Origin of the sequence: Bacillus sp. 7_6_55CFAA_CT2 (assembly GCF_000238655.1) — a bacterium.
Lineage (GTDB): Bacteria > Bacillota > Bacilli > Bacillales > Bacillaceae_G > Bacillus_A > Bacillus_A cereus.
Map to the genome: position 1 here is coordinate 10,429 of NZ_JH414717.1, position 5,701 is coordinate 16,129.

Consider the following 5,701-nt stretch of genomic DNA (forward strand, 5'->3'; position numbering starts at 1 on the left):
AAAAAACTAGAAATAAAATTGATGAATTAACAGGATTGCTAATGAAAGACAATCCACTATTTAAAGAATATAAAGAAGCAGTAGAAAAAGAATCTAGTTTCCAAAAAGGTTTATATGGGGAATCAGAACGAGAAGATAAAGATTATGCTAAGAATCAAATGAAAGATATGTATAAACGTATGGGTAATTCCTTACTAAAAGAATTAAAGAATAAGAAACCATATGAAGAGAATCCATTGTATCAATTTCAGCAAAAAAATGAACAGATAAAAAAGAAATATGAAAGGGGGCGGTCAGAAAAAAGGCGGGAGTATAGTAAATACTCTAAGTACAAACCACCGTTAATACGTAAGAAAGATGTTCGGAATATGGAAGCAGCATTGAACGATGATTTAACGAAATGGCGTGCAGAACGAGAATATGAACGTGTACAAGAACGTATTGCAAGGCAACAAGAAGTGGATTATTGATTTGAGAAAAGGAGGGTATTAAATGAGTAACAAGGTTTATTATTCAATTGTTTCAAGCGTAAGATTTAGTCGGAATGAAGAAAATAGAAGGTTAATAGAAGAGTACATACAGAAAGGTGAGACTCATTTTCTGACAAGAGAAGATGATTATTGTGATTGTTTTGAAGTTGATTTTGAAAAAGTAATAACTGAAGAAAAAAATGAAAATTGGCTACTGGAAACGATTATTGATTTTGCTAAGAAATACAAAATTACAGAATTTGAATTGTGGAAAAAACATGAAGGTGAAACTACTTATAGCAAAGGTTTTGGAATTGCAATTGAGGGATTTATGGAGAATCCAATAGTGAAATTTAAAGAAGTTTATTCGGGATCATTAGAGGATTGGAATTTATCCTGGAATAGAGGAAAACAAACTTACGAAAAGATATATTTTAAATTATCACTGTAATAATAGAAAGGTAGTGTATAAAATGTCTCAACAAAATTTATATATGATTGTTCATGTGGATCAAGTAAAGAATGAGGTTCATCTGAAAAAACACTTATTTAATAAGAAAGTTGTTGTTAAGGTTTCTGAAGATGAATTGGCTGCCTATGTAGAATTTATGAATGAAGAAGTGGAACATGGAAGTTCACCTTATGTTGAATACGATGAGGAACGAGGGATAATTTGCTAATGACGTACACAAAAAAGAAATATACACCTAAGACAAAAGAGCAAGTAAAAGAAGAAACAAAAGAAATTATGGACAAGGTTATTACTGATATTACTAAGTACTATAAATCTACAGAAGATATGTTAGAGTTGGCTGAATTTATGGCGAAGTTTAGTAATTATACTCCAAAAAACATGCAGTTAATTAGATCGCAATTTGAAAGTGCTTATGCATGTGCAAACTTTAAAACTTTTAAAGATGCTGGTTTTTCTCCGAAATTTGGAGAGAAAGCAATGAAAGTTTTCCACCCTTATACAAAAGAATATGTAAGAGATCCGAAGACGAAAGCAGCCATTCCTTTGAAAAATTTAACTGAAGAACAAAAAGAACAGGTGAAAAAGGGAGAATTGAAAGTACAAAAGAAAACTACTTATTATCTAAAGGGAACAGCTTTTGATATTTCGCAAACAACCGCTAAACCTGAGGATCTACCTAAAATATTTCCTAATCGTCAATTCAACTTTGAGGTCTCTGAGGAGAACAAGGAGTTTTTAAAGCTAGGTATTAAGGCTTTAGCAGAAAAAGAAAATATTGAAATTAAAATGATGGGGGATCGAGATGCATTAGTAGATGAATTAGGTAATGTTCATGGTATGCATATACAAGCTATTGATGGTTCTCATTCTGAGATTGTTATGAATACTCGGAACACCGAAACAAAAGAGTTAGCTGTGGCTCTACATGAATTAGCTCATGCGAAGTTACATAATGTAAAAGTTGATCATTCGGAACATACACCTACAAAAGAATTTGAAGCGGAGTTAACTTCCTATGTAGTATGTAAGCATTATGGTATGGATACTAGTGAAGTAACTGTTCCTTATATTGCTCAATGGACAAAAAATGGACAGGATATAGAAGAGAAAGATAAATCTATAATGCGTGTTCATGAGACAGCAAGGGGCTTTATTAATACAATTGATCAGAAAATTTCCGAATTACAAAGGGAGATGGAAAAGAATATGGAGCAGAGTAAGGGGGAAATAGAGGATGTGTATTTAGTGCGCTATGGCGCTTTAACAAGTACTGAAGAAGAAATTGTAACTGTACGTGAATTACGGGAAAGAGCAGGTAAAGATAAATCATATAACGATGTAGAAAATGCTAATACTTTAAATGATAAAGAGTATATTGAAGGGTTCAATAAAGGCAATAAAGTAAATTGTATTGCATTAGATCATAAAGAAATTAATAAACCTATGGTTGTTATCCAGTGGTCTGAAGCAGATTTAGAGACGAATAAAGTAATTTCTTTTGGTGAAGCGAATGCAATGATGAGTAAACGAATTGCGGAAATAGATATTGAATCTGAAAAGGCAAAAGAGCAAGGTAAATATGTCCCTTATGAAAAAACTCGCTATCATTTAATTCTGCCAAAAGAAATGGATAAAGATTTTAATCGAGTGGAAGTAATTACGATGGATCGATTAGATTTAGGAGATGGAGGATATAAGTCTCCATATGAGCAAATATTAGATGAGAAAAGTTATTTATCGGATGAAGTAAAACAAGCATTGCAGCAAGAAATAAATGAATATGAACAAACAAAAGGTCAATCTAATCCTGAAAAACTAAGAGCAGTAGATACTACTGTAATTGGTAAGAATCAACAGGATAAGGTTGACCATTTTTCTTCTAAAGAAACAGAACAAGATGAAGATACAACTGCTACTAATAAGCAAGAATCTAGAAGAATGGCACGTATGTTTTACATGCAGCAGATGGAAAGATAAAAAGGACACCTTAACCGGTGTCTTCTTTATAGAAATACTAATTGATAAGGAGAAGAGAAAATAATGGATAACTTTGAAGTAATAACCGATATACAGCAGAAAACAAACCAGGAGATTTATGAAAAAGTAGGAATAGATCTAGAAAGACATTGGGAGGGATATGAAATTCAATTATCTGAAGATAATCGAGTCATAGAAGAAATTCATCCTAATATGCGTTTAAATCTTGGTGAATTATATGCTGTTGTTAATAGATATGGGACAGAAAAAGAACAGAAAAATATAGATGATATTGACAAGTACCTTGAACCATATTATCAGGCAGATCTTATTGAAACAGTAATTTTATGAGACACCTATTGTAAAAGTTTCAACAGACAAGCAGCAGAATATGAAAGTGGAATGTATTTCTGAGTATATATCAGATAGTGATATTGGTTTTGATTTTAATCACTCTGTATTTGAAGCGGTGAATCAGATAAATCAATCTATTAGTGAAGCGCATAAAGAAACACTGCGAGGTGATGTTGAAGAAAAACGAATTGCACCAATTCAATATATCGAGGAGAAGACATATCAAGATGGTGACCTTCGTTTTAATCCATTAGAAGAGATTACAGCTGATTACGAAAGTGAGATTGAAGAAGAAGTGTGTCAGATGGAATCTGCTAAGACAGTTGGATCAGTGAAGAAAGGCTATGGCGCTATGCAGGTAAAAGAAGCAAAAATCACTCCTAATGCTGGGAAACGGCATATTGGAAAAGATACAGTTCATCATGAAGAGCATGCACATGTATCCCAGGACAAGGAACAGGCAAGAAGACAATATATGATGCGACAAATGAATGGTCGAGATTATTAACTAATGAAAGGGATGTAAGTACTAATGAAGTATAAAACTCACCTTACAACGAGCTTAGCGGTCGCTCTGCCTGTTTTAGCTTCGACAGGCAACCTTACGGTTGGAAATGTTATAGCGGTTAGTTTTGGGGCTTTATTGCCTGATATAGATGAACAACATTCATGGATCGGCCGAAGAACTCGTGGAGTATCAGATCTTATGAATACGGTATTTGGTCATAGGGGAATCACACATTCGCTATTTGGATTAGTGCTTGTGCTGATTCCTATTTTATTTGCAGTAGGAATGACACCTTTATCATTTACGAACGGTATGTGCATATTGGCTGGTTATTTTCTGCATTTGGTGGAAGATAGTTTCTCTAAAAAAGGAATTAAGTGGCTGCTACCAGTATCAAATAAAAGTTTCCAAAGCGGTTTTAATGTCTTTTATTACAGCTATAACGGTATAGCGGAGAAGTTAATTTTAATGATTAGCACGATTGTAGTTATGTATGAACTTTATTCTTATGGAATAGCAAGCTTCCAGCTTGGTACTTCAGAAATCTTGGGAGCTTTTAAATCATTATTTGATTGAGTGGTGCAATTTATTCAGTAGGACAGAAAAGGAGGTGATGTTTAGTCTAAGAAAGCAATTACTGTAGATGAATTAAGAAATGCTTTAGAGCAGGCATAACAGAAAATAAATTCGGAAAAGACCTTGTGAATGATACAAGGTCTTTTTTTATTGGAGGAATCGCTATGGAAAATCAAAACGAAAAATACAAAAAAATACACAAAAGAAGATATTGAAAAAGCCGCAGCACTTGATATTGTTGATTATTGTATGCAAAATGATATTCCTGTAAAGAGCGACAGCGAGCGTTATTATCGTCTTGTAGATCATGACAGCCTTATCATTGATAGAAAGAAAAATCAATTCTACTGGAACAGTAGGGGTGTTAACGGTAATGTTATAAATTTCGTTCAGGAAGTAGAAGGAGCATCCTTCCCAGGAGCTATGCAACGTTTACTCGATGGAGAAAAAGATTATGAGAAGGCTTCAGAGGTTAAATACGTAAGTGAACCTTATGACTATGAACATTTTTCTAATAAAGAGGTATCTCATTTTGACCGAGCAAAAGAATACTTGGTGAATGATAGGAAAATTGATCCTCAAGTAGTAGATGCATTGCATAATAAAGGTTTGATTAAGCAAGATAAGTACAATAATGTCTTGTTTTTATGGAAAGATCGTGAAACGGGAGCGGTAATGGGTGGATCAGAGCAAGGCGTGGTTAAATCAGATAAATATAAACGTGGAGCGTGGAAAAATATCCAAAAAAACTCTACAGCGAACTACGGCTTTAATGTACTAAATGGTGAACCTCGAAATTTAAAGTTTTTTGAATCATCAATTGATTTGTTGAGTTATGCATCACTACATAAACGTGACCTTAAAGATACACATTTAGTGAGTATGGAAGGGTTAAAACCACAAGTATTATTTAATTACTATTTGAAATCTCGTGAGCGACTTGGTGATGAACCTGATAGTGTATCACTATGTGTAGACAATGATAATGCAGGTAGAGCCTTTGTGGACAGATTAATACATTTACGTTATGAGAAAAATGATGGTGGCGTTGTAGTAATAAAACCTGAATATCCTAAAGCTCCTGAGGGAGAGAAAAAATGGGATTGGAATGATGAATGTAAACGTGTTTTTAAACAGCAAGAACTAGGAAGAAAGGCTGCTTATTTACACCAAGTGAGTAGAGAAAGATGAAATGGATAATGGTGGGGTTTTTATAAAAAACAAGCTTAAAATATTGAATTGTTTTCATGTATTATGTATAATTTAATTAAGAAAGATAGGAGCAGTTTTTCGGAGTACGCTCGGCTAAATAAAAAACCGATACTTGATAGGAGCAGTTTT

Annotated in this window: 6 protein-coding genes and 1 pseudogene; all 7 read left to right on the forward strand. The window is 33.5% G+C overall.

Annotation, left to right across the window (positions count from 1 at the left end):
• Positions 1-470 (forward strand): relaxase MobL (mobL, locus tag HMPREF1014_RS32380; protein ID WP_009327686.1); only part of this gene is annotated, 470 nt, incomplete at its 5' end.
• A 22-nt stretch (positions 471-492) separates the two neighbouring features.
• Positions 493-921 carry a DUF5514 family protein gene (locus HMPREF1014_RS27630; protein WP_000066905.1) on the forward strand — a complete coding sequence of 143 codons (429 nt, stop codon included), beginning with the start codon at positions 493-495 and terminating at the stop codon, positions 919-921.
• 22 nt (positions 922-943) lie between these two features.
• Positions 944-1,150, forward strand: a complete 207-nt coding sequence (locus HMPREF1014_RS27635; RefSeq protein ID WP_000082748.1) for a DUF5511 family protein — start codon at positions 944-946, stop codon at positions 1,148-1,150.
• The gene (locus HMPREF1014_RS27640; protein ID WP_000222651.1) at positions 1,150-2,922 is read left to right on the forward strand and encodes an LPD25 domain-containing protein; all 1,773 of its coding nucleotides are present in this window, start codon (positions 1,150-1,152) and stop codon (positions 2,920-2,922) included. The genes HMPREF1014_RS27635 and HMPREF1014_RS27640 overlap by 1 nt, the downstream gene beginning before the upstream one ends.
• A gap of 63 nt (positions 2,923-2,985) precedes the next feature.
• A pseudogene (locus tag HMPREF1014_RS27645) lies at positions 2,986-3,784 on the forward strand (hypothetical protein).
• Between the two features lie 24 nt (positions 3,785-3,808).
• Positions 3,809-4,360, forward strand: coding sequence for a metal-dependent hydrolase (locus HMPREF1014_RS27650; protein WP_000875870.1), 552 nt, complete (start codon positions 3,809-3,811; stop codon positions 4,358-4,360).
• 129 nt (positions 4,361-4,489) lie between these two features.
• A complete protein-coding gene (locus HMPREF1014_RS27655) occupies positions 4,490-5,551 on the forward strand; it encodes a DUF3991 domain-containing protein (protein WP_000614142.1) in 1,062 nt (353 codons plus the stop codon).
• Positions 5,552-5,701 lie beyond the last annotated feature (150 nt).

Excerpts from the sequence above, each read along its gene's own strand:
- HMPREF1014_RS27630 (WP_000066905.1), top strand. The coding sequence starts at position 493 with ATGAGTAACAAGGTTTATTATTCAATTGTTTCAAGCGTAAGATTTAGT.
- HMPREF1014_RS27635 (WP_000082748.1), top strand. The coding sequence starts at position 944 with ATGTCTCAACAAAATTTATATATGATTGTTCATGTGGATCAAGTAAAG.
- HMPREF1014_RS27640 (WP_000222651.1), top strand. The coding sequence starts at position 1,150 with ATGACGTACACAAAAAAGAAATATACACCTAAGACAAAAGAGCAAGTA.
- HMPREF1014_RS27650 (WP_000875870.1), top strand. The coding sequence starts at position 3,809 with ATGAAGTATAAAACTCACCTTACAACGAGCTTAGCGGTCGCTCTGCCT.
- HMPREF1014_RS27655 (WP_000614142.1), top strand. The coding sequence starts at position 4,490 with ATGATACAAGGTCTTTTTTTATTGGAGGAATCGCTATGGAAAATCAAA.